Consider the following 21389-nt stretch of genomic DNA (forward strand, 5'->3'; position numbering starts at 1 on the left):
CCTCTTCGGAGCTGGCACGCTCACTCCTGGTGCTCCGGTCGCCGGACGGTCGGTGGCTCGACCACCTGCCGTCCCTGCCCGGAGACCGGGCAGCTGGTCCGTACCGGGCAGACCCGGCACTTCGAGTTGGCGACCGCGGCGAAGGTGGCGGCGGCCATCGTATCGGCGGTCCGCCGGACCAGCGCGGTCGCCCAACCGGCCTCGGGTCCGTCGGTCGAGGCGGCCTGGGCCTGCTCCCGGGCGTCCCGCGCGCCGGTGCCGAGCTGCACCAGCGCCGCACCGCCGGGCTCGTCGCCGTACTCGGCGAACGCCCCCGCCTCCACCGCCGCCTGGTACGCGCCGAGCTGCGGGTGCTCGGCCAGGTCCCGCTCGGTCACGGCGGTGGACTTGCCGGTCTTGAGGTCCACCACCACCAGCCGGCCGTCCGCGTCGACCTCCAGCCGGTCCACCCGCCCGACCAGCTCGATCGGCCGGTGCGGGTCGTCCAGGCGTACCGCGAACTCGTGCTCGATCGCGAGCAGCCGGCGCGGATTGACGGCCAGCCAGCGCAGCAGCTTGTCCACCATCGCCTCGGCACGGGTCCGCTCCGGCCCGACCATCCACCGCGCGGCCAGCTCGATCGCGTCGAAGCGGGCGGCCACGTAGTCGAGCAGCGCACCCCGGTCCGCGCTGGCGTCCTCGGCGAGCATCGCCGCCGCGTGCACCAGGTTGCCGACGCCCTGCGCGGCGCTCGCCGGTGGGCTCCCGCCGTGCCGTTCCAGCAGCCAGCGCAGGCTGCACCGCAGCGCGCTCTCCATCGCCGACGGGGTCACCCGGACCGGATCCCCCTCGTCCGCCAGGGGCCGGTCGTCGGAGAGCGGTCGCAACCCCCACCAGTCGTCCGGGTGTGCGCCCGCGACCCCGGCGGCGGCCAGTCGGGCCAGTTCGGCCGCCGCCGCCCGCCGCCGGGCGGTCGACGCCGCCGGGTCGGCCACCGCGGTACGCAGCTCCGCCACCAGCGCGGGCAGGGTCAACGCCCGGGGCGGACGGCTCAACGGCAGCGCCCGCGACCCGGCCCGGTCGCCCCGGTCCTGGGCATCGTCCCCGTCCCGGCCCTGCGCTTCATTCTGGCCCTGCGCATCGTCCCGGCCCTGCGCTTCATTCTGGGCCTGCGCTTCGTCCTGGGCCTGCGCTTCGTCCGGGTCGTCGATCTGCCGCGCTCCGGGCACCGAGGGTGCAGGCGGAGTGGGCGGCGGTGGCCCATCCGGGGTCGGGGCGGGCCCGTCCCCGGACGGCTCGATCGGCCCGAGTTCGTAGAGGAACCGGCTGGGCTGCTCCTCGTGGTCGTCGCCGCCGACGGCCGCCGACGCCACCGCGCTGACCAGCAGTCGCCGTCGGGCCCGGGTCACCGCGACGTGGAACAGCCGGCGTTCCTCGTCGAGCAGCGCGGAGGTCTGTCCGACCAGGGTGGCGACCTCACCGGCACCGTCCGCCCGACCGGTCATCACGTCGACCAGCCGTTCCGAGCCGAGCAGACTGCCGCGCAGCCGCAGGTCCGGCCAGACGCCCTCCTGCACCCCGACGACGGCGACCAGATCCCACTCCAGGCCCTTGGCGGCGTGCGCGGTGAGCAGCCGTACCGCGTCGCCCCGGTCGGCGGAGGAGGCGAGCGTGTCGGCGGGCAGTTCCTGGCCCAGCACGTGGTCGAGGAAGACCTCGGTACGCGCGCCCGGCAGCCGGTCGGTGAACCGGGCGGCGGCGTCGAAGAGCACCAGTACCGCGTCCAGGTCCCGGTCGGCCGCCTCGGCCCGGCGCCGCCGGGCCAGGTCCCCCTCGCCGGCCACGGCCGGGCCCCGGGCCAGCGCGGCGGACCACAGCTCGGCCAGCCCGCTGGCCTGCCAGACCGCCCAGAGCACGTCCTCGACGCCGGCGCCCGGTCGACCGGCCGTCTCGCGGGCCACCGCCAGCAGCCCGGCCACGGTCTGCGCCGGCTCGGCCCAGCGCCGCTCCACCCCGGCCAGCTCGGCCGGGTCGCGCAGCGCCTCGACGATCAGCTCACCGGAGGGCCGCCGGTCACCGCCAGCCAGGGCGAGCGCCCGGAGGCCCTGCCGCAGCCGACGATCCGCCAGCGGGTCGGCACCGCCGAGCGGCGAGTGCAGCAGCGCGACGGCCGCCTCCTCGTCCAGCCGCTCCGGCTCCAACGCGCAGCGCAACAGCAGCAGCAGCGGCGCCACCGCCGGTTGCAGGTGCAACGGCAGGTCCTCGCCGTGCACCACGGTCGGTACGCCGGCCGCGTGCAACGCCCGACGCAGCCCGGGCAGTTGCCGACCGGTGGAGCGGACCAGCACCGCCATCCGGGCCCAGGGGACGCCGCCGAGCAGGTGCGCCTCCCGCAACGCATGCGCCAGCCAGGCCGCCTCGCTGGTGGCCGACCGGAAGGTGCGTACCTCGACGCTGCCCGGTGGCGCGTCGGGCAAGGGATGCAGGCGACGGTGTGCCGCCGGACCGCGCAACCGCCGGCCGAGCCGGGACGCGGCGGCCAGCAGCCGCTCCCCCGCGCGGTAACTGGTGCTGAGCAGCACCTGTGCGGCCGGCGCGCCGGAGGCGGTGCGGAACCGGTGCGGGAACGTCGTCACACCGGCCGGATCGGTGCCTCGGAAGGCGTACGTGGAGGAGTCGGGATCGGCGAAGGCGACCAGCGGCGTACCACCCCCGGCGACCGTGTCCAACAGGTCGAGCTGGGCGGGATCGGTGTCGGCCAACTCGTCGACGTAGACGTACGCCAGGCGACGTCGCTCGGACGCCAGCACCTCGGCGTCGTCGCGCAGCAGACCGGTGGCCGCCCGGACCAACTCCGCCGGGTCGTACGCGACCGAGCCCCGGTTGGCGACGTCCCGCAGCGCCAGCACCGCCACGTACTCGCGCAGGAAGCGGGCGGCGGCCGGCCAGTCGGCGCGGCCGAGCCGCTCGCCGAGCCGGGCCAGCTCGACCGGGCCGACGCCCCGCTCCGCCGCCCGCATCAGCAGGTCACGGAGCTGGGCGGCGAACGCCCGGGTACGCAGTGCCGGGCGCAACTCCTCCGGCCAGCCGACCGGTTCGTCGCCGGGCTCCGCACCGACCACGTCCAACAACTCGCGGATGATCAGATCCTGTTCCGGCCCGGTGAGCAGCCGAGGCGACGGCTCACCCCGCTCGGCGGCGGCCCGCCGCAGCAACCCGAACGCGTACGCCGGGAAGGTACGCACCAACGGCTCACGCACCACCCGCCGCCCGTTCGCGGCGATCCGCGCCTCGATCCGGTGCCGCAGGTCGACGGCGCCCCGACGACTGAAGGTGAGCACCAGGATCCGCTCCGGATCCACCCCCTCCTCGACCCGGGCGGCCACCGCCTCGACGAGGGTGCGGGTCTTCCCGGTGCCCGGTCCACCGAGGACGAGCATCGGCCCGTCGGTGTGCGCCACGACCTCGGCCTGCCGAGGATCCGCCGACGTCTGCTCCGCGCCGGCTGCGTGGGCGGGTGCAGGTGCGTGGGCGGGTGCAGGTGCGTGGGCAGGTGGGGACGGCTCGCCGGGCAGGTCCGGAGAACGCCCGGTGACCGGGTCGTTCTCCTGGGTCGGCCCGCCGGACCGACGCACCAACCGGTACGCCTGCATCCCGCCATCCCATCACGGCCCTGCGACACTGCCCGACGCGCCACACCCGCCGTCAGGTGAGGGCTGCCTCGATGACGTCGAGGGCGGTGGGGACGGTGTCGGCTACCTGCACGAGGTCGAAGCCGGCGGGCTTGAGGAAGTTCTGGTCGGTGACCGCGCGCAACCAGTCCAGCAACGGGGTGTAGAAGCCGTCGGTGTCCACCACCACCGTCGGCTTGCGGTGCAGGGCCAGGGTGGCGGTGGTCCAGACCTCGAAGAGTTCGTCGAGGGTGCCCAACCCGCCGGGCAGCGTGAGGAACGCGTCCGACTTCTCCACCATGAGGACCTTGCGACTGGCCATCGATTCGGTGATCACCAGTTCGTCGGAGGCGACATCGGCCACCTCCAGGTCGACCAGCACCTGCGGGATGATCCCGACGGTCCGGCCGCCGGCCGCGCGAGCCCCCTCGACCAGGGCGCCCATCATGCCGACGCAGCCACCGCCGCTGACCAGCGTGTGCCCTCGTCGGGCGAGTTCCGCGCCGGTGGCCTCGGCCAGGTCGAGCCACCGTTGGTCGAGGGTGCGGGACGAGGCGCAGAACACGCAGATCGCGGCCACCTCAGCGCTCCGCCTGCTCGGCCTGCTCCGCCAGTTCGGCCGCCGCCTGCTGGTCCGCCGCGGTGCGGGCAACCGCGTCCGCGCGTACCGCCTCCTGCTCGGTGTTGAGCGCGGCCTCGGCCTCCACGATGTGCCGGACCGCTGCGGCGACGTCGTCGGTGACGCAGATCAACTCCAGGTCGACCGGTCCGATCTTGCCCTCGGCGGCCATCGTGTCGCGCAGCCAGTCGAGCAGCCCCTGCCAGTACTCGGTGCCCATCAGCACCACCGGGAACCGGGTCACCTTGCCGGTCTGGACCAGGGTGAGCGCCTCGAACAGCTCGTCCATGGTGCCGAAGCCGCCGGGCAGCACGACGAACGCCTGGGCGTACTTGACGAACATGGTCTTGCGGGCGAAGAAGTAGCGGAAGTCGATGGCCAGGTCGACCCACTCGTTGATGCCCTGCTCGAAGGGGAGTTCGATGCCGAGACCGACGGAGTGCCCACCGGCCTCGCTCGCGCCCCGGTTGGCCGCCTCCATCACACCAGGCCCACCCCCGGTGATCACCGCGTAGCCGGCGCGGGCCAGGGCCGCGCCGAGCGCCTCAGCGAGCTGGCACTCCGGGCTGTCCGGCTTGCTCCGGGCGCTACCGAAGACGCTCACCGCGGGCGGCAGGTCGGCGAGGGTGTCGAAGCCTTCGACGAATTCGGAGAGTATCCGTAGCGCCCGCCAAGCGTCCTTGGTCTTCCAGTCCGCGCGGGTCCGGGAGTCCAGCAGCCCCTGGTCCGCTGTGCTGGTGGTGATCGCCTGGCGGCGCAGTGTGACGGCGCCGCGGTGCCGCTCCCGTCCTGGTTCGCGGCGGTTGCTCTGAGTCATGGGAGCAACCGTAGTGGAGTTCGGCCGGGGCGCCCGGCAAACACTTCGTGATCTTGTGCAACCAATTCGCTTTCCCGTACGTCTTACTATTCACATACCGGGTATGCCCGGCGCGCAGGCTTCGGGGGAGGAGACAGCGTGATCAGTAGCAACGAACGGATCCGGATGAGGCGACAGATGCAGCGGCGCATCCGCGACGTGGTGGCCGAGCGTCGCCGTACCCGCCTGCTCGAAGACCCGCCCGAGCCTCCTGCGGAGTCCGCTCCCGACGCGGCCCTCACCCGCGTCTAGAGCACGTCACCCGTCCAGAGCACGTCACCGCCACACCCCGAGCCCTGTCCCCCGCGTCCGGTCGCGCGGTCGGGCGGGGCGTCGCCGCACCGCCGCCCGCACGACCGGTACGCGGGAGTCCGCCGGATCAGGCGGAGGCGAGCCAGCGGTGCAGGGTGGCGGCACCGTCACGGATCTTGCCGATCTCGACGTGCTCGTCCGGGTGGTGGGCGAGGTTGGGATCACCCGGACCGAAGTTGAGCGCCGGGATCCCCATCGCCGCGAAACGGGCCACGTCGGTCCACCCCAGCTTGCCGATCGGCGCGGCACCCACCGCCGCCAGGAACTCCTGGGCGGGCGGAGCCTCCAGACCGGGCAGCGCGCCGGCCGCGCAGTCGGTCACCGTCACCTCGTACCCGGCGAGCACCTCGCGCAGGTGCGCCTCCGCCTCGGCCGGCGTACGGTCCGGCGCGAACCGGTAGTTGACCTCGATCTCGCACCGGTCCGGCACCACGTTGCCGGCCACCCCACCGTTGATCCGCACCGCGTTCATGCCCTCGCGATAGTCGCACCCGTCGATGGTCACCCGTCGCGCCTGGTACTCCGAGAGCCGCCGCAGCACGTCACCGGCACCGTGGATCGCGTTGACGCCGTGCCAGGCACGTGCGGAGTGAGCCCGTACGCCGGTGGTGACCACCCTCGCCCGCATGGTGCCCTGGCAGCCCGCCTCGACGATCCCGTACGTCGGTTCGAGCAGCAGGGCGAAGTCGGCCGTCAACCACTCCGGGTACGCCTCGGCCACCAGCCGCAGGCCGTTGTACCGGGACTCGATCTCCTCGGCCTCGTAGAAGAAGTACGTCACGTCGTAACGCGGCTCGGGCAGGGTGGCCGCGAGGTGCAGCGCGTAGGCCACCCCGGACTTCATGTCCGAGGTGCCGCAGCCGTACATCAGGTCGCCGCGCAGCGTGGACGGGAAGTTGTTGTTCAACGGCACGGTGTCCAGGTGACCGGCCAACACCACCCGGGACGCCCGCCCCAGGTCGGTACGCGCCATCACCGTGTTGCCGTGCCGGTAGGTGGCCAGGTGGGGCAGCTTCCGCAGCACCTCTTCGACGCAGTCGGCGATGGCCTTCTCGTTGAGCGAGACCGACTCGATGTCGACCAGGGCGCGGGTCAACGCCACCGGATCGGCGAGGACCTCGGGGGTAAGCGGGTTCTCCATGGTCCGCACGGTACCGTCACAACCGGCGACCGCGAGACGCGAGCCCGCGAGCCCTTCACCGAAGCGCGAGGAGTGAGCTCGCCCACCCCGCAGTCGCGAGCAGCAGCCAGCGCAGCATGCGAGCGAGAGGTGAGTAAGTGACGTCCACAGAATCCGCGTGGGGCATCGGCCTGGCCACCGTGACCGCCGACGACCAGGTGCTCGACACCTGGTATCCGACCGGCAAGCTGGGCCTCGGCGAGCTGCCGCTGGTCCCCGGCGAGGACCAGGCCGACGTGCTGGACCTTCCGCCGGGCGCGATCGGCGACCGGGCCCTGCCGGGTCTGCGTACCGTCCAGGTGATCACCGTGATCGGCTCGCTGGACGACCCGATCAAGGACGCCAGTGACGCGTACCTGCGACTGCACCTGCTCTCCCACCGCCTGGTGCGGCCCAACGAGCTCAACCTCGACGGCGTCTTCGGTAAGCTGGCCAACGTGGCCTGGACCTCCGCCGGGCCGTGCCCGCCGGAGCGGGTCGACGAGCTGCGCGTCATCGAGCGGGCCGCCGGCCGGCACCTGGCCGTGTACGGGGTGGACAAGTTCCCCCGGATGACCGACTACGTGGTGCCCTCGGGCGTCCGGATCGCCGACGCCGACCGGGTACGCCTCGGCGCCCACCTCGCCTCCGGCACCACCGTGATGCACGAGGGCTTCGTCAACTTCAACGCCGGCACGCTCGGCACCTCCATGGTCGAGGGCCGGATCGTGCAGGGCGTGGTCGTCGGCGACGGCTCCGACATCGGCGGCGGCGCCTCCATCATGGGCACGCTGTCCGGCGGCGGCACCGACAAGGTACGCATCGGCGAGCGCAGCCTGATCGGGGCGAACGCGGGTGTCGGCATCTCGCTGGGCGACGACTGCGTGGTCGAGGCGGGGTGCTACATCACCGCCGCCTCCAAGCTCGCCCTGCCGGACGGCCGGGTGGTCAAGGCCCGCGAGCTGTCCGGGGTCGACGGGCTGCTGTTCTGGCGCAACTCGATCACCGGCGGGCTGGAGGCCCGGCCGCGTACCGGTCAGGGCATCACCCTGAACGCCGCCCTGCACGCGAACGACTGAGGTCCTGCGTAGCGGTTGATGAGTAAGGAGGGGTCCCCTACTAACGCCTGGTGCATAGCAGGGGACCCCTCCTTACATCTGTGCGGACCGGGTGGATCACTTCAGGCGGTACGCCTGGATGATCCGCTGGGTCACCGTGTTGCCGTCGCTGTCCCGGGCGGCGGCCCGCAGGGACACGTGGCCGGTGCGCTTCGGATGCTTCACGGTGGCCTGCCAGCCGCTGCCGGCCTTCGTCACCCGGGCACGCTGCCAGGTCCGGCCCCCGTCGTAGGAGACCTCGACGGTCAGCGAGGTGGTCCGCGCCGACGGGGCACCCTGCTGCCGTTGCACCTGGACCGGGATCACGAAGGACCGACCGGCCGGGGCGGTGTTCGTCGCGTCGAGCCGGGGCGTGAACCTGATCGCCGACGCGGGCAACGCCACCGGATCCTCGCCCCGGACGTGCCGGGACCGGAAGGTCCAGGCGGCGGCGACCTCCGTGCTCAGGTCGGTGAAGCTGCGCTTCACCGAGGTCTCCATCCGGTACGTCGCCGTCCCGGCCGGCACCTCGAAGTCGCCCCAGCCGGACTCCGGGCTCTCGCCGACCAGCTTGCCGTTGCGGGAGAGAGCGGTACGCGAGGTGTCCGCCACCGAGGCCCCGGGGTGCCCTGCGGCGTCCCCGTGCAGCGGCACCGCCAGGCTGATCACGTCGCCCCGCCGAGTCAGGCCGTCACCGGGCCACTGCGGCGCCGGGAACGACGGCCCGTAGGGAGCGCCGAGCCAGGTGTCCTGGTATTTCTTGCCCGCCCGGTAGGCCGTCGGCTCCGACCACAGGAAGGCCACTCCGACCGGCCACCCGTCCTCGGACGGTACGCCGATGCTCAGGTCGCTGTTCCAGCGGATGCCCGTGGTGTTGTAGTACTCGACCCGTTTGCCGGGGGCCTCGGTGGGCAGAACGATCGCCCAGCCACCCACGTTCTCCGCGAAGATCGGGTAGACGACCCGCTCGGCGACGGTCTCCGGGTAGCTGTCCTGGAACCTCTGCGTGACGGTGGCCAGGTCACCGTTGCGGTAGTTCCGGATCAACCCGGTCGGCATCCGACCCGGGACGCTCTCCGCCAGGGCGTAGAGGTAGGAGCTGCTCTCCGCCTCCACATCGGCCCACTGGCTGCCCACCGTGCCGAGGAACCTCTTCGGCGAGACGGGTCGGCCGAGCTGCCCGGTGCTCACGCCGGTGAAGTCGAAGGCGAGCAGACCGTAACTGGCGCCGCCGTCGTCCAGGAGGAAGTTCGCGCTGACGTCCACCAGGGCCGGCGTCGCCGACCGTTGCGGCACGGTCATCCGCACCGGCTTGGCCCGGCGGGCGTCGACGGTGACCGTGGTGTCCTTCGTGACGGTCAGCTCCGGCTGGACGAGGAACGCGGACTCCTCGGTCTCCATGTCGAACAGGTAGCTGTTCAGCCCGTACCGGCCCTTGGGCACGCGGATCTCGGCGGTGCCGGACGGGTCGTACGCGAAGTAGTCGACGAAGTCGTCCAGGCCGAGCAGTGAGGTGCTGTAGTCCTCCGCCGCCGTACCGTCGGGACCGAGGTGCCGCACCGTCACGGTGTAGCTCTCCACCTCCTTGTGCACCGCCAGCGGGGTGAGGGCCACGGTGTCGCCGGCACGGGCCACGATCCGGCCGGTGTAGTGACCGTCCGGGCCGTCGACGCTGGTGTCGGTCGTGACGGTGGCGGACGCCGTGCCACCGGCGGGCACCACGACGCTGCGCGTGCTCAGCGCGAACACGCCGGCCGCCGCCGGCGTCCCGTCGGGGCCGGTGACGTCGAGGACGAGTTCCAGGGTGAGCGCGGTGCTTCCACTGTTGTGCCAGCTCACCTCGCGGGTGATGGGCTCGTCGTCGTCGTGCGGCCAGAGCGTACGGCCGAACGAGACGCTCGCCGGCTCACTGGTCACCTGCTGGGTGATCGCCCGGGCCACGTCGACCCGGCCGGCGCCCTGCTGGTAGGCGGTCAGCTCCGGATGCGGCGCGGCGGAGGACATCAGGGTGGCCTTGAGCTCGGCTGCCGTGGCGTCACCGCGCTGCTGGGCGAGCAACGCCGCCGCCCCGGCGACGTGCGGCGCGGACATCGAGGTGCCGGAGAGCGAGACGTACTGCTCGCCGACCGGATCGCCGAGCAGCGTGCCCTCGCCCCGGGCGGCGACGATGTCCACCCCCGGCGCGGTGATGTCCGGCTTGAGCGCGTCGTCGCCGACCCGCGGACCCTGGCTGGAGAAGAAGGCGAGTTCGTCGTCCCGGTCGACGGCGCCGACCGCGAGGGCCGCGTCCGCGCTGGCCGGTGAGCCGACCGAACCGGCCCGGCCGCTGTTGCCGGCCGAGATCACGAAGAGTGCACCGGTCTGCGCGGTCAGCGTGTCGACCGCCAGTTCCAGCGGGTCGACCTGCGGGCTGTCCGTCCCGCCCAGGCTCAGGTTGATCACGTCGGCCTGTTGGTCGACGGCGGCCCACTGCATCCCGGCCAGGATGGCGGAGTCGGGGCAGCCGTACTCCTCGCAGACCTTGCCGTCGAGCAGCGTCGCCTCCGGGGCGACCCCTCGGTTACGGCCCCCGGACGCGGCGCCGCTGCCGGCGATGATCGAGGCGACGTGGGTACCGTGCCCGACGATGTCGCCGGGGTTCTCCTCCTCGGTGAAGTTCACCGCCGCGCCGACCCGCCCGACCAGGTCGGGATGCGCGGCGTCGACGCCGGTGTCCAGCACCGCCACCCGTACGCCCCGACCGGTGTAGCCGGCCTGATGGGCGGCGGGCGCACCGATCTGCGGCACGCTGTGCTCCAGGGTCAGCTGCCGCCTGCCGTCGAGCCAGAGCCGCTCGACACCCCCCGCCGCGTCGATCCGCGCACTGCCACCGGCCAGGGTGGCCCAGAGTCGGCCCGACTCCTGCTTGTCCAGGGTGGCCGCGACGCCGCCGATGGCGGCCAGGTCGCGGGTGACGGTCACCCCGTCGGGCGCACCGGTACGCCGCGCCGCGCCCTCCGGGTAGGTCATCAGCAGCGGCAGGTCGGCGCGGTGACGGTCGTCGTACCCGGCGGCGATCAGCCCGGTCACGTCGAAGAGACGCCGGTCGACCCGGCCCGACTGGATCAGCGGCAGGGCGTCCTGCGGCACGACCCAGAGGTGGTCCTGCTGTCGTTGGGTGAGGAAGCGGATCCCGGTGCGGCCCTCGGCCGGGCGGACGCTCGCCGCACCGGAGGGGCTCACCGTGACGCGGTCACCGGTGATCAGGGTGACGGTGGTGTGTCCGGCCGACGCCGGACGGGCGCCGGACGACGGGGTGGACCCCGGCGCGGCGGCTGGGGACGGACCGGCGGTGGCCGTGCCCGGTACGCCGAGCACGAGGCCCAGCACCAGCCCGATGGCGGTCAGTTTGCTTCTGCGAGGCAACCGAACCCTCCTCCTGGGTTGTCTTATCGATGTGGTTCACATCGACACCTGTCAGGATTGCATACCGAGTATGCACAAAGGAGTCAAGAAATCGACGAAGTCGATACCGCCGGGTCGGGGATGACGGCATGATCGGACAGGTGAGATCCATGAAGGAACGCATGCTGGCCGGGGAGCCGTATCTCGCCGAGGGGCCGGAGATCCTCGCCGACCTCCAGCGCGCCGCCCGACTGATGGAACGGGTCAACACCAGCCCCGCCGACGACACCGACGCCCGCCACGCCGCCCTGCGGGAACTGCTCGGCGAACTCGGCGACGACACCTGGATCCGCCCGCCGTTCTACTGCGACTACGGCTACCACATCCGGATCGGGCCGCGCAGCTTCGTGAACTTCAACGCGGTCTTCCTCGACGTCGCGCCGATCACGATCGGCGCGGACGTGCAGGTCGGCCCGAACGTGCAACTGCTCACCCCGACGCATCCGGTGGACCCGGAGCAGCGCCGGGCGAAGTGGGAGGCGGCCAAGCCGATCACCATCGGCGACAACGTCTGGCTGGGCGGCGGGGCGATCGTCCTGGCCGGAGTCACCATCGGAGAGAACACGGTGGTCGGCGCCGGCGCCGTGGTGACCAAGGACCTGCCGGCCAACGTCGTCGCCGTCGGCAACCCGGCCCGCCCGGTACGCCAACTGGACCAGTAGCCGCGCACACTCGGTCACCATCCAGACCGGACCAGTCTCCGCGAAAACGTTTCTACCTGCGGAAACATCCTCGCGGTGGATGGCACTCTCTCCACGGTTCAGGCACTCTGGGTTACAGAGTCGTCACCGGGAGGCTTGCCATGAGTGGTCGGATCCTCGAACTGCGCGTACACGGCGTGTCGAACACGCCACCGGCCGAGACCCTGGGCGTGCCGACCGAGCCGGGCACCGAACCCACTCCGCCGCGACTGGTCGCCGGTGGGCCGGTCACCGGCTTCTACCGCTCCCCCGGCACCTCGACGGGCGACCCGATCGTGGTCGAGGCGTACAGCTGGGGGCAGTTGACCTCGGGCGCGCGGACCGCCCGCGACGTGGAACGGGCGCTGTGGACGCTGCTGCTGCCCTTCACCCTGGCCAACGTGGCGCTGCACGCCCGGCCCGGCATTCCCGCCGACCCGACCAGCGAACGATTCGCCAGCCGGTCCGGGATCACCGCCTGGCTGATCCGGCTGTTCTGCCTGACGCTGACCGCCACGCCCGTGTTGGCGCTGACCGGCGTCGGCGTCGACCTGATCGGCTGGCAGTGCGTCGACGAGAGCTGCCTGAACCGGATCCCGGGGCCCTGGCAGTTCCTCGCCGACCCCTGGTGGCAGCGGGGCAGCCGGGCGCTCGCGGTCGGACTGCTCGTGCCGCTCGCCCTGATCGTGGTGCTCGGCCTGGTCGCCTGGCGGACCTACCAGTACGAGGCGGTGATGCCCGCCGACCCGACCGACCCGCCGGTCCGCCAGGCACCCGGCGAGGCCGACGCCGACCTGCCCGAGGGCCAGCCGGAACAGGAGCCGCCGTCGCCACCCGAGCCGCCCCGGGGCCCGCTCGCCAACCCACTCGAGGATCCGACCTTCTGGTGGGGCGAGGGACAGCTCCGCCGCGCCGCGGTCCTGCACCTGTGCACCGGCACGGTGGCCGCCGCCGCCGTACCGCTCGGCACCACCCTCGCGCTCCACCCACCGCACGGAGCCCGGGCGGCCATCGCCTGGCCCACCGTGGCGCTGATCGTCGCGGTCCTCGTGATCGCGGTGGTGGCCATCGGCCGGCCGTTCCTCACCCGACGCGACGGGGCGAGCCCACTCGGCCCGTGGAGCGTCACCGTCATCGTCCTCACCGGCCTCGGGCTGGTCGGCACCGTCCTGGTGCTGATGCTGCCGGACAGCGCGGGCGGCGCGGCGCAGTTGGCCACCCTCCGCCCACCCGCCGGCTGCGGCGACGTGTCGTCACTTCCCGGCTGCCAGGAGGACCGCTCCCTCCCCGGCTTCGACCGGGTCCTCGCCTGGCTCGGCACCGGCCAACTGCTGCTGCTCATCGCCATCGGCGCGACCGCCCGCTCCGGGCGGCGCGGTGGCGCCACACCGGCCGCCGCCACGGTGCTGATCGCCGTCGGCGCCGCCTGGTGCCACGGCTGGCTGCCGTTCCTGCCGCCGGCACCCCTCGCGGTGTGGCAGGTCGTCCCGGTACTGCTGCTCCTCGCCGCAGGCGGCCTGCTGCTGCCGCGTACCCGCCCCGACGACGTGACGCAGCCCCTCGGGCCCTACACCGACCTGGCCTGGCGTGGGCGGGGTCCGGCCGTGATCGCCGGGTTCGGGTGGCTGCTCTGCCTCGCGTACAGCACCGGCCTGCTCTACTGGGTCAGCGACCTGCTGAACCGCGACGCCACCGTCAGCGGGCGCCCGCCGGTGGTGCCGCCCACCCCGGTGACCTGGTCCGGTCTGGTCTTCGGCATGGCACTGCTGCTGCTCGCCCTGGTTGCGATCCGGGCCGCCGTGCTGTTCCGGCGGCTGCGCCGACAGGAGTACGCCGAGTTGCGGGCACAAGGCGGCCTCTCCGCGCACGACCTGCGCCGTGCCCGGGACGTCAGCACCCACCAGGCCCTGCACCGCCTGGTCGGCGAACACGCGCTGCGCCTGGTCGGCTGGTACGCGGGCACCGCGGGGACACTGGCCGCGCTCGGCTGCATGGTCGTGCTCTCCCCCGCCCGCCCGCACGACCTCACCTCGGGCACCACCGGCACCGTCATCGCGGTCGTCGCCGACGTCGGTGACCGGCTGCTCGGCTGGCTGCCACTGGCGATCGCCGCGATCGGTCTGCTGGTCTACCGCAACGACACGGTCCGGCGGTCGGTCGGCGTGGTCTGGGACGTCGGCACGTTCTGGCCCCGCGCCGCGCACCCGCTCGCCCCACCGAGCTACGCCGAACGGGCCGTGCCGGAACTACTCACCCGCACCGCCGGGCTGCTCGCCCTGACCGAGCACGACCCCCGCCGGGTGGACGGCATCATCCTCTCCGGACACAGCCAGGGCACCGTCATCTGCACCGCCGTCATCCTCCAGATACCGCAACGCTGGCGGCAACGGATCTGGTTCTTCTCCTACGGGTGCCAGCTCACCCGGCTCTACGGCCGGATCTTCCCGGCGTACTTCGGGCCGGACCGGCTGCCGGTGCTGACCCGGGCACTGACCCGCCCCTCGGCCGGGACCCGGTGGACGAACTTCTGGCGGGACACCGACCCGCTCGGGTGGCCGGTCACCGCCGGGGAACGCGACATCGCGGTCACCGACCCGGAGGCCCTGCACCCGAGCGACGGCGAGGTGGCCGACCCGCCGATCCGCAGCCACAGCGGCTACCCGGAGGCGGCCGAGTTCCAACGGGAACGGTCCCGGGTGGCGTGGATGCTGCGTCGCGCCGTGCCGTCACCCCGGCGGGGGGTCGGCTAGCCGGACCACCAGGTCGGCCCGGAAAGCGGTCTCGGCCACCAGCGCCGCGTTGACCTCGTCACTGCCCAGCGCCCAGGTGCGCGCCTCCTCCGCCGACCGCCCGTACCCGACGTGCCGCGCGACGAGCCGACGCCGTCGCAGGTCGGCGTCGAGGTCCAGGAACCACGCCTCGTGCAGCAACGCCCGCATCTCGTCCCAGGGCCAGTCCGGCACGAGCAGGTAGTTGCCCTCGGTCACCACCAGCCGGACCTCCGGCGGCACCTCGATCGCGCCCGCGATCGGTTCCTCCAGTTCCCGGCGGAACTCCGGCGCCCAGACCGACGTCGGTTCCTTGCGCCGCAGGCGGCGCATCAGCGAGACGTACCCGTTGGCGTCGAACGTGTCGATCGACCCCTTGCGGGCGGCGCGGCCCAGCCGGTGCAGCTCGGCCTGGGCCAGGTGGAATCCGTCCATCGGCACCAGCCGCGCGGTCGGGCCGACCGCCGCGACCACCTCGGCGGCGAGCGTGGACTTGCCCGCACCGGGTGCGCCGGTGATGCCGAGCAGTTGCCGGGGGCCCGCGTCGGCCAGGGCGCGGGCCCGCCGCAGCAGCTCGTCGACGGGCAGCACCCGGGCCTCGGTCATCAGGACAGGACCGGCCGGCTGATCGCGAACCGGGCCCGCACCGCCGCGTGCACCGACTGTGGTTGCGGGTCCAGCTCCAGCTCCGGTGGGGTGGTCGACTCGACCCCACCGGCGTCGAACGCCATCCGGGCCATCATCGGCTGTCCGCCGCCCTCGTCGGCGAGCTCGATCAGGTCGGTGACCTGGGCCTGGAGTGCCTCGGCGTACTCGCGGGCGCGCAGCAGGGCATCGGCGATCGCGGCATGCCGCGCCTCCCGGAAGGCCGGGCTGTCCGGGCGCAGCGACCACCAGGGCCCGGCGACCGCCACCTGGTCCTGGTCGGCCAGGCGCAGCATCAGTTCGCCGAGCGCGGTGAAGTCGCTGACCGTCACGGTGGTCACCACCGAGCCGTGCCAGGCCACCACCCGCTCGCCGGAGCGCCGCGTCTCGGGTCGCACCCGCAGGTCGCCGGTCTCCCGGCGGTCGACAGTCGGGCCGTACGAGTCGAGCAGCACCCGGATCGCGGCGGCCCGTTCGGCCAGCCGGGTCAGTGTGGGCTCGCGCTCCCGGTCGCGCGCGAGCGCGGTCACCGTGAACCGGGCCTCCTCCGGAGCGACTTCCCGGTACGCCTCGCCGCGTACGGTCACCACCGGTCCGTCCACCATGCCCTCACCCTAGCGGCGGCTCCGGTACCGCGCCCACCGATGCGCCGCGCGACGGCTCCGCCGGACGCCGGGAGCCGGACGCCTCAGCCGGCCTGCGGGAGCTGGGCAGTGTACGAGACCACCTCGTCGACGACCCGGCACCCGCTGAGGTGACCGCCCGCCGCACCCAGCCCGGTCAGCCAGGCGACCTCGTCGGCCGCCGCACCGTCGACCGGGAACGGACGGACCGTCGGCTGGTAGGGCCGACCGGCGAGCGCGACCCGGGCCGCGCCCGCCTCGGCGTAGCGGGCGGTGAGCGTGTCGCCGTCACCGGCCCGCAGCGCCTCGGTCAACTCGTCCAGGTAGGCGGTCACCTCGGTCAGGGCGGCCAGCACCTGGTCGCGGTTGCCGCGCAGCATGTTCGCGGTGCGCGGGGCCGGGGTGCCGGCGACCCGGGTGCCGTCCCGGAAGCTGCCGGCGGCCAGGGTGAGCACGGCGTCGCGCAGCGACGAGCGCTGGGCGGCTCCGGCCAGGGCACCGGCGAGCAGGTGCGGCACGTGCGAGGAGAGCGCGACCACGGCGTCGTGCCGGTCCGCCGACATCGGCACCACCCGGGCCCCGATCACCTCGGTGACCAGGGCGGCCAGCCGACGGAACGCGACCAGCCCGTCCGGCGCGGGACAGAGCACCCAGGCGGCGCCCGCGAACAGCTCGGGCCGGGCCGCGCCGAGACCGGCCCGGTCGGTGCCGGCCATCGGATGACCGGGCACGAAGCGGTGGGTCAGACCCCGGGTCGCGGCGAAGGCGGCCAGCTCGGCCTTGGTGCTGCCCACGTCGGTGAGCAGGCAGTCCGGCTCGGTCGCCGCGGCCACCTCGACCAGCGTCGCCGGCAGGGTCGGCAGCGGCCCACCGAGGAACACCACGTCCCGGTCGGCCACCGCGTCGGCCAGCCGGTCGGCGGTGGGTACGCCGGCCAGCCCGGCCTGGCGGCGGGTCGCGTCGTCCGGGTCCCAGCCCGTCACGTCCAGCCCGGCGGCGTGCAGCCGGAGCAGCACCGAACCGCCGATCAGGCCGGTGCCGACCACCGCCGCGCGCATCAGGGTCCGGCGAGGCGGGCGGCGACGGCGGCGACCCGCTCGTCGGACTCGGTCAGCGCCACCCGGACGTACTGCCCGGCGGTGGGCCCGTAGAAGACACCGGCGGCGACCAGGATGCCGCGCCGGGCCAACCAGTCGACCGTGTCCCAGCAGTCCTCGCCCCGGGTCAGCCAGAGATAGAGCCCCGCCTCGGAGTGCGTGACGGTGAACCCGGCCCCGGTGAACGCGGCCCGCAGGGCCTCGCGGCGCGCCCGGTACCGCTCCCGCTGCGCGGTGGCGTGCTCCTCGTCGTGCAGCGCGGCCACCATCGCCGCCTGCACCGGTTTGGGCACGATCATCCCCGCGTGCTTACGGATCTTGAGCAGCTCGGCGACCAGCGCGGGATCGCCGGCCACGAACCCCGCCCGGTAGCCGGCGAGGTTGGACCGCTTGGAGAGCGAGTGCACGGCCAGCACCGAGTCGTACGAGCCGCCGCAGACCTCCGGCGAGAGCACCGAGACCGGCTCGGCCTCCCAACCCAGCGGCAGGTAGCACTCGTCACTGGCGACCACCGCGCCACGTTCCCGGGCCCAGTCCACCACCTTGCGCAGGTGGGCGGCGGGCAGCACCCGGCCGGTCGGGTTGCCCGGCGAGTTGACCCAGACCAGGCGTACCCGGGAGGTCGGACCGACCGCGGTCAGCGAGTCGGCGCGGACCGTGGTGGCCCCGGCCAGCCGGGCCCCGTCCTCGTAGGTGGGATAGGCCACCGACGGCACCACCACGACGTCACCCGGCCCCACCCCCAGCAGGGTCGGCAACCAGGCGACCAGCTCCTTCGACCCGATCGTCGGCAGCACCCCGAGCCCGTCGACGCCGGCCCCGCAGGACCGGGCCACCCAGGCCGTGATCGCCGCACGCAGGTCCGGGGTACCGGCGGTGAGCGGGTACCCCGGTGCGTCCGACGCGTCGGCCAGGGCACGCCGGATCACCTCGGGCACCGGGTCGACCGGCGTACCCATGGAGAGGTTGATCAGGCCGTCCGGATGCGCCGCGGCCAGGGTCGCCGCGGCGTCCAGCGTGTCCCAGGTGAACTCGGGCAGCCGCGACGAGACCGGCGCGGGGGCGTTCAGTGCCCCTCGCCGCGCGGCGGCTGCGCGGCGACGAAGGTCGCGTCCTTCTCCACCTTGCCGATCTTGGAGGCACCCCCGGGCGAGCCCAGGTCCTCGAAGAACTCGTAGTTGGCGCCGGTGTAGTCCTTCCACTGCTCGGGGACGTCGTCCTCGTAGAAGATCGCTTCGACCGGGCACACCGGCTCACAGGCACCACAGTCGACGCACTCGTCGGGGTGGATGTAGAGCATCCGGTTGCCCTCGTAAATGCAGTCGACCGGGCATTCCTCGATGCATGCCTTGTCGAGCACATCCACGCACGGCTCGGCGATGATGTAGGTCACCGGTCTTCTCCTCCGCAAGACTCGTCGCGATCACCCGCGACGGTAAGAGCCTAGTATCTCGCCGGGGAGGAGGTCGATCGTGCTCCGAGAGCAGGATGTGGGACACCGGATCGTGGTCCGGCGGATCGTGGGCTCACGCGCCGGTCGGCCGGTGTTCTCCGACGCCCTCGGCGAGCTGGTCGAGCTGACCGAGACCCACCTGGAGATGACCACCCGGCACGGGCGGCTGCGCGTGCCGATCGCCGAGGTGCACCGCGCCAAGCGGGTGCCGCCGACCCGCCGACCCACCGCAGACGCCGTGGTCGAGCTGGAACTCGCGGCCGACGAGGCATGGCCGGCGCCCGTGCGCGGCCGGCTCGGCGACTGGCTGCTGCGCTCCGCCGACGGCTGGACCGGCCGGGCCAACTCCGCCCTGCCGGTCGGTGACCCGGACCGGCCGCTGCCGGCCGCGCTGGACGCGGTCGAACGCTGGTACGCCGAACGGGGCCGACCGGCGATCGTCAACACGCCGCTGCCGCTGGCCGCGCCGGTCGGCGCCGAACTCGACCTGCGCGGCTGGGAGAGTCGCCCGCCGGTGCTGGTGCAGACCGTGCCGCTGGCCGACCTCACCGCACCCGGCGGCCGGGTGGCCCGCGCCGCCACGGCCTCCGCGCCCGCCGTCGAGCTGGCCGCCGCGCCGTCGGACGACTGGCTGACGGTGGCCGCCGGCCGCAAAGGCGGGCTGCCGGACGCCGCCCGACACGTGCTCACCGCCGTGGGCCAGGTCCGCTTCGCGCACGCGTACGACGGGGACACGCTGGTCGGGGTCGGCCGGGGCACGGTCACCGGCGCAGGGCGCTGGCTCGGACTGTCCCTGATCGAGGTGCTGCCCGAGGCCCGCCGTCGAGGGGTGGCCGTCGCCGTGATCGGCGCGCTCGCCGAGTGGGCCGGCACGGCCGGCGCCACCGACGTGTTCCTCCAGGTCGAGCAGCGCAACGCGGCCGCCGTGACGCTCTATCGCACGCTGGGCTTCACCACGCACCACACCTACCGGAGCCGGGTCGCGCCCTGAGCTGACGGCGCGACCCGGGCCGGACGTACCGGTCAGCGACGAACGCTGCGGCGCGGCTTGCCGGCACCACTCTCGGCGTACTCCTGGAGGCTCTGCGACCGGTGGTCGCGGCCCAGCGTGGTGAGCAGCAGGTAGCCCAGGATCGTGCCGACGGTGGTCGCGACGAGGTAGAGCACGACCTGCCAGAAGAAGGTGGCGCTGCCGTCGGCGAACGGGCTGCGGCCGACCACCAGCGGTCCGACGAACATGGTCAGCGCGAGCGCGATGCCGATCGCACCGGCCACCTCGGCGCCCCACTGGGCCACCGGACGCGACCGGCCCCAGGAGTAGGCGACCCCGGCCAGGATCAACCCGATCACCGCGAACATCCCGAGGGTCACCCGGTCGGCGGCGGCCTCGTCACCGTCGAAGCCGAACCGGATCACCAGTCGGGCGACCACGTTGACCGCGAACAACGCGATCGCGAGCATTCCGATCGCGCGCCACCGCTGCCCCATCGCACGCCTCCCGCCGTACCGCCCGCCCCGGTGGCGGGCCTCCTGGCAGGAATGTCTATCACCCGGGGCGGGGTGGCGTCAGTACCGCCTGGACGGCGGGTTCGGCGCGAGGATGGACCGGAACGCCATCACCGCGAAGGTCATCGACCCGGCCACCACCAGGATGAGCCCCACCCAGTTGCCGATCAGCAGCACGTCGCCCTCGGTGGTCCGGTCGGCGGCGGCCACCATGATCACGACCCACGGCAGCGCCGGCAGCAGCACCGCCCACCGGGACCCCACCGTCTCCATGGCGAACCAGCTCAGCGCGATGTTCGCGAGCACGGCCACCAGCACCGCCGCCCCGACCAGGTACCCGCCGACCCGCAGCGGGGCGAGCAGCAGCTCCAGCACCGCCGTCACCGCGCCGGCGGCCAGGGCGACCAGCCCGCCGATCGCCCGCAGGCCGATGTCGACCGGCCGCCGCCAGGCCCGTGCGGGCGGTGGCGACTGCTGTTCGGGCGGGGCGACCGACATCGCGGCGGGTACGGTCACCGGAGACCGGCCGTACCGACCGGTGTGCGATCCGGGTCGTCGGCGGTCTCCAGCCCGGCGAACAGGTCCGACTCCCAGCCGTACGGGCCGCTGCCGGACCCCTTGGCCCCCACCGCGAGGGTGAAGTACTCCACGCCCATGAACTCGGCACCGAAGTTGCCGGCGATCGAGTAGAGCCAGGAGGTGGCCGGGATCTGGGTGGCGTGCGCCCGCATCGCCGCCTCCTTCGCGGCGTGTTGCTCGGTCGCGTCGATCCGCGCCGCGATGTCCTTGTCCGGCGTGCAGAAGGGCAGGTCGGTGGCGTTCTCGATGCCGGCGAACGGGTTGTCCGACGACTCCTCGAAGTGCGTCATCCCGGCCTCCAGGACGCTCTGCGGCATCGCCGTCCAGTAGACCTTCGCCGGGGCGATCCCCTCGGCGGCGGCCAGCTCGACGGCGCGCATCGCCACCCGGTGCGCCTGGATGTGGTCGGGGTGACCGTAGAAGCCGTTCTCGTCGTAGGTGATCACCACCTGCGGGCGTACCTCCCGGACCACCTCCAGCAGGTGGCCGGCGGCCTCGTCCAGGTCGGCCTGCCAGAAGGCGCGCGGGTGGTCGTTGGTGGAAAGGCCCATCATGCCCGAGTCGCGGTAGCGTCCGGCGCCACCGAGGAAACGGTGGTCGGCCACGCCGAGCTCGGCGCAGGCGGCGGCCAGCTCGGCGATCCGGTACCCGCCGAGCTGGTCGGCCTCGGCGGCGGCGAGCCCGGACAGCTCCGGCACGTGGATCTCACCCTCCTCGCCGAGTGTGCAGGTGACCAGGGTGACGTGGGCACCGGTGGCGGCGTAGTGCGCCATGGTCGAACCGGTGCCGATGGACTCGTCGTCGGGGTGCGCGTGGACCAGCAACAGGCGGCGGTCGGGCAGCGTCGTCACGAGGGTCACTCTAACCGGCGGTTCTCCCCGATCAGTCCTGACGCGTCCGC

At 73.4% G+C, this 21389-nt stretch carries 18 protein-coding genes; 5 read left to right on the forward strand and 13 right to left on the reverse strand.

Annotated features, from left to right (window positions below; genetic code table 11):
- Positions 1-20: 20 nt before the first annotated feature.
- Genes ACWDVW_RS07575 through ACWDVW_RS07585 form a run of 3 tightly spaced genes read right to left on the reverse strand, consistent with a single transcriptional unit; the run spans position 21 to position 5086 of the window.
- Entirely contained in the window at positions 21-3632 is a 3612-nt protein-coding gene (locus ACWDVW_RS07575) for an ATP-dependent helicase (RefSeq protein ID WP_449945802.1), read from the reverse strand.
- A gap of 52 nt (positions 3633-3684) precedes the next feature.
- A complete protein-coding gene (locus ACWDVW_RS07580; protein WP_449945804.1) occupies positions 3685-4230 on the reverse strand; it encodes an LOG family protein in 546 nt (181 codons plus the stop codon).
- Between the two features lies 1 nt (position 4231).
- Entirely contained in the window at positions 4232-5086 is an 855-nt protein-coding gene (locus tag ACWDVW_RS07585; protein ID WP_396744306.1) for a TIGR00730 family Rossman fold protein, read from the reverse strand.
- Between the two features lie 138 nt (positions 5087-5224).
- On the opposite strand from ACWDVW_RS07585, the gene ACWDVW_RS07590 reads away from it, so the two are divergent.
- A complete protein-coding gene (locus tag ACWDVW_RS07590) occupies positions 5225-5377 on the forward strand; it encodes a hypothetical protein (RefSeq protein ID WP_350692631.1) in 153 nt (50 codons plus the stop codon).
- A 127-nt stretch (positions 5378-5504) separates the two neighbouring features.
- Here ACWDVW_RS07590 and dapE read toward each other — a convergent pair whose 3' ends face one another.
- Positions 5505-6578, reverse strand: coding sequence for a succinyl-diaminopimelate desuccinylase (gene dapE, locus ACWDVW_RS07595; protein WP_449945805.1), 1074 nt, complete (start codon positions 6576-6578; stop codon positions 5505-5507).
- Positions 6579-6715: 137 nt separating this feature from the next.
- On the opposite strand from dapE, the gene dapD reads away from it, so the two are divergent.
- The gene (gene dapD / locus ACWDVW_RS07600; protein ID WP_396744300.1) at positions 6716-7675 is read left to right on the forward strand and encodes a 2,3,4,5-tetrahydropyridine-2,6-dicarboxylate N-succinyltransferase; all 960 of its coding nucleotides are present in this window, start codon (positions 6716-6718) and stop codon (positions 7673-7675) included.
- Between the two features lie 96 nt (positions 7676-7771).
- Here dapD and ACWDVW_RS07605 read toward each other — a convergent pair whose 3' ends face one another.
- A complete protein-coding gene (locus ACWDVW_RS07605) occupies positions 7772-11098 on the reverse strand; it encodes a S8 family serine peptidase (protein WP_449945807.1) in 3327 nt (1108 codons plus the stop codon).
- A gap of 140 nt (positions 11099-11238) precedes the next feature.
- Between ACWDVW_RS07605 and ACWDVW_RS07610 the strand changes: the two genes are divergently transcribed.
- Complete coding sequence (locus tag ACWDVW_RS07610; RefSeq protein WP_449945809.1) at positions 11239-11799, forward strand: sugar O-acetyltransferase; 561 nt, start codon at positions 11239-11241, stop codon at positions 11797-11799.
- Between the two features lie 140 nt (positions 11800-11939).
- Positions 11940-14567, forward strand: a complete 2628-nt coding sequence (locus ACWDVW_RS07615) for a hypothetical protein (RefSeq protein ID WP_449945810.1) — start codon at positions 11940-11942, stop codon at positions 14565-14567.
- Here ACWDVW_RS07615 and ACWDVW_RS07620 read toward each other — a convergent pair.
- The 5 genes from ACWDVW_RS07620 to fdxA all read right to left on the reverse strand — a co-directional run bounded on the left by ACWDVW_RS07620 (position 14544) and on the right by fdxA (position 18343).
- Positions 14544-15191: a nucleoside/nucleotide kinase family protein gene (locus ACWDVW_RS07620; protein ID WP_449945811.1), complete on the reverse strand. Its 648-nt coding sequence runs from the start codon at positions 15189-15191 to the stop codon at positions 14544-14546. The genes ACWDVW_RS07615 and ACWDVW_RS07620 overlap by 24 nt on opposite strands.
- The gene (locus ACWDVW_RS07625) at positions 15191-15835 is read right to left on the reverse strand and encodes an SIMPL domain-containing protein (protein WP_396744285.1); all 645 of its coding nucleotides are present in this window, start codon (positions 15833-15835) and stop codon (positions 15191-15193) included. Before ACWDVW_RS07625 ends, ACWDVW_RS07620 begins: the two co-directional genes overlap by 1 nt.
- Positions 15836-15918: 83 nt before the next feature.
- The gene (locus ACWDVW_RS07630; protein WP_449945813.1) at positions 15919-16911 is read right to left on the reverse strand and encodes a prephenate dehydrogenase; all 993 of its coding nucleotides are present in this window, start codon (positions 16909-16911) and stop codon (positions 15919-15921) included.
- On the reverse strand, positions 16911-18020 hold the full coding sequence (gene dapC / locus ACWDVW_RS07635) for a succinyldiaminopimelate transaminase (RefSeq protein ID WP_449945916.1): 1110 nt from the start codon (positions 18018-18020) through the stop codon (positions 16911-16913). The genes ACWDVW_RS07630 and dapC overlap by 1 nt, the downstream gene beginning before the upstream one ends.
- On the reverse strand, positions 18017-18343 hold the full coding sequence (gene fdxA, locus ACWDVW_RS07640) for a ferredoxin (protein ID WP_007464872.1): 327 nt from the start codon (positions 18341-18343) through the stop codon (positions 18017-18019). Before fdxA ends, dapC begins: the two co-directional genes overlap by 4 nt.
- A gap of 79 nt (positions 18344-18422) precedes the next feature.
- Between fdxA and ACWDVW_RS07645 the strand changes: the two genes are divergently transcribed.
- Positions 18423-19394, forward strand: coding sequence for a GNAT family N-acetyltransferase (locus ACWDVW_RS07645; protein ID WP_449945815.1), 972 nt, complete (start codon positions 18423-18425; stop codon positions 19392-19394).
- Positions 19395-19426: 32 nt separating this feature from the next.
- Here the strand turns inward: ACWDVW_RS07645 and ACWDVW_RS07650 are convergent, their stop codons facing one another.
- From ACWDVW_RS07650 to mshB, 3 genes are all read right to left on the reverse strand, one after another.
- Positions 19427-19891: a hypothetical protein gene (locus ACWDVW_RS07650; RefSeq protein ID WP_449945817.1), complete on the reverse strand. Its 465-nt coding sequence runs from the start codon at positions 19889-19891 to the stop codon at positions 19427-19429.
- 78 nt (positions 19892-19969) lie between these two features.
- Positions 19970-20407, reverse strand: a complete 438-nt coding sequence (locus ACWDVW_RS07655; protein WP_449945917.1) for a hypothetical protein — start codon at positions 20405-20407, stop codon at positions 19970-19972.
- Between the two features lie 14 nt (positions 20408-20421).
- On the reverse strand, positions 20422-21348 hold the full coding sequence (gene mshB / locus ACWDVW_RS07660) for an N-acetyl-1-D-myo-inositol-2-amino-2-deoxy-alpha-D-glucopyranoside deacetylase (protein WP_449945819.1): 927 nt from the start codon (positions 21346-21348) through the stop codon (positions 20422-20424).
- Between the last annotated feature and the right edge of the window lie 41 nt (positions 21349-21389).

The organism is Micromonospora sp. NPDC003241, from assembly GCF_053589795.1.

Bases quoted from the DNA above. Each gene is read 5' to 3' on its own strand.
- ACWDVW_RS07575 (WP_449945802.1), bottom strand. From the start codon at position 3,632: ATGCAGGCGTACCGGTTGGTGCGTCGGTCCGGCGGGCCGACCCAGGAG.
- ACWDVW_RS07630 (WP_449945813.1), bottom strand. From the start codon at position 16,911: ATGCGCGCGGCGGTGGTCGGCACCGGCCTGATCGGCGGTTCGGTGCTG.
- ACWDVW_RS07655 (WP_449945917.1), bottom strand. From the start codon at position 20,407: ATGTCGGTCGCCCCGCCCGAACAGCAGTCGCCACCGCCCGCACGGGCC.
- ACWDVW_RS07650 (WP_449945817.1), bottom strand. From the start codon at position 19,891: ATGGGGCAGCGGTGGCGCGCGATCGGAATGCTCGCGATCGCGTTGTTC.
- ACWDVW_RS07585 (WP_396744306.1), bottom strand. From the start codon at position 5,086: ATGACTCAGAGCAACCGCCGCGAACCAGGACGGGAGCGGCACCGCGGC.
- ACWDVW_RS07615 (WP_449945810.1), top strand. From the start codon at position 11,940: ATGAGTGGTCGGATCCTCGAACTGCGCGTACACGGCGTGTCGAACACG.
- dapE (WP_449945805.1), bottom strand. From the start codon at position 6,578: ATGGAGAACCCGCTTACCCCCGAGGTCCTCGCCGATCCGGTGGCGTTG.
- ACWDVW_RS07620 (WP_449945811.1), bottom strand. From the start codon at position 15,191: ATGACCGAGGCCCGGGTGCTGCCCGTCGACGAGCTGCTGCGGCGGGCC.
- ACWDVW_RS07625 (WP_396744285.1), bottom strand. From the start codon at position 15,835: ATGGTGGACGGACCGGTGGTGACCGTACGCGGCGAGGCGTACCGGGAA.